The 1,934-nt window shown below is 65.9% G+C and carries 2 protein-coding genes; both read right to left on the bottom strand.

Annotated elements, in window-relative coordinates:
- Positions 1-1,035, bottom strand: a 1,035-nt coding sequence (gene guaA, locus WCE35_RS00625; RefSeq protein ID WP_424591415.1) for a glutamine-hydrolyzing GMP synthase, incomplete at its 3' end; no start/stop codon positions are given.
- A 168-nt stretch (positions 1,036-1,203) separates the two neighbouring features.
- A partial coding sequence (locus WCE35_RS00620; RefSeq protein WP_424591414.1) for an RsmB/NOP family class I SAM-dependent RNA methyltransferase occupies positions 1,204-1,934 on the bottom strand: 731 nt, incomplete at its 5' end.

The raw sequence follows: 1,934 nt of genomic DNA, 5'->3' as shown, positions 1-1,934 counted from the left end.
GGGATAGAGCGTGCCCTGGGCCAGGAATTCCGCGCCGCCGACTTTCTTGGCTTCCGCGTCGAACACATCGATGAACAAACGGCCGATGGTCTTGCGCTTGAGCTCGGGGTCGGTGACCCCTGCGAGTTCGCCGAGGAATTGCTTCGACGCATCAACATGAACAAGCGGGATATTGTAGTGATGGCGGAACAGGTCGACCACGGTCTCGGCCTCGTTCCGCCGCAACAGGCCGTGATCGACGAACACGCAGGTGAGCTGGTCGCCGATCGCCTCGTGGATCAGCACCGCCGCGACGGCGGAATCGACGCCACCGGACAGGCCGCAGATAACCTTGGCCTTGCCGACCTGGGCGCGAATCTTCTCGATCGCCTCCTCGCGGAAGGCGCGCATGGTCCAGTCGCCGGTGAGGCCTGCGACCTTGCGCACGAAATTGCGGATCAGTTTGGCGCCGTCCGGGGTATGCACCACTTCGGGGTGGAACATCAGCCCGTAATATTTGCGCGCCTCGTCCTGGATCACCGCGAATGGCGCATTCGCGCTGGTACCGGCCACGACAAAACCCGGCGGCATTCTGGTGATGCGGTCGCCGTGGCTCATCCACACCGGATGCCGCTCACCCATGCCCCAGGTGGAATCGAACAGTTGGCTGGCAGCCTTCACCTCGAGATCGGCGCGGCCGAATTCTCTGGCGTGGCTGCCCTGAACCTCGCCGCCGAGCTGGGCCGCCATCGTCATCTGCCCGTAGCAGATGCCGAGCACGGGCACACCGGAATCGAAGATTGCCTGCGGCGCCCGCGGCGAGCCTTCCTCATGGACCGATTCCGGCCCGCCGGACAGGATCACCGCCTTCGGCTTCATCTCGAGAAACGCCGCTTCCGCCTTCTGGAACGGCACGATTTCGGAATAGACGCCCTCCTCGCGCACCCGGCGCGCGATCAGTTGCGTCACCTGACTGCCGAAATCGACAATCAGAATCTTGTCATGCGCCGAGGCCAAAGGCGGCATCGGCTCGCGGGCGGGCTGTGCTGAAGTCATGGACAGCAATTACGCGACGCCGCGCGGGCTCGCAACCCTCAAGGGGGCTTCCATCCGCCGTCATTGCGAGCGAAGCGAAGCAATCCACGCTTTTTTACGCCGAAAGATGGATTGCTTCGTCGCTCTGCTCCTAGCAATGACGGGAGGCAGCTTTGGCCCGCCCCGGACCTAGGGCAGCGCCTGCTTTTTCAGAAGCGACACAAAAAATCCATCCGTCCCGGTGCGGCGCGGCGTCATCAGCCAGCCTTCGGCGGATTGCAGCGCCGCCTTCGCGAAGTCCTCCGCTCTGTCCCACAGCACGCTCACCGTCTGTGACGGCGGCACCACGCTGAACTGCGGATGCCGCGCCAGAAAGCTTCGGACCTGCTCGCCGTTTTCCGGCGGCAATACCGAGCAGGTGACATAGGCGATCCGCCCGCCCGGCTTGACCAGGGCGGCGGCGCGATCCAGCACCTCGACCTGGTCCTTCAGCCGCACCTCGAGCGCACCGGGGCGCATCCGCCATTTGGCGTCCGGGTTGCGCCGCCAGGTGCCGGTGCCGGTGCAGGGCGCGTCGATCAGCACCAGATCGGCGGAGGACCTGATGTCGGACAGCGGATCGCTGTCCCCCTTCGGCGTGCGCACGTCGGCGTTATGAACGCCGGCGCGGGACAGCCGCTCGTGGATCGGCGCGAGTTGCCGCTTGTCGCGGTCGGTCGCGATCAGCCGTCCCTTGCCCTGCATCATCGCCGCCAGCGCCAGCGTCTTGCCGCCGGCGCCGGCGCAGAGGTCGATCACCTGCTCGCCGGGTTTGGCGGCCGACAGCAGCGCTGCGAGCTGCGAGCCCTCGTCCTGCACCTCGATCGCGCCCTTGATGAAGGCTTCCTCGGCATGGATGCCGGGATTGCGGGCGTCGGCGC

The sequence above is a fragment of the Bradyrhizobium sp. genome (assembly GCF_049691595.1).
GTDB lineage: Bacteria > Pseudomonadota > Alphaproteobacteria > Rhizobiales > Xanthobacteraceae > Bradyrhizobium.
The sequence above is the reverse complement of the archived record's forward strand: the minus strand, read 5'-3'. Positions and strand labels throughout refer to the sequence as shown.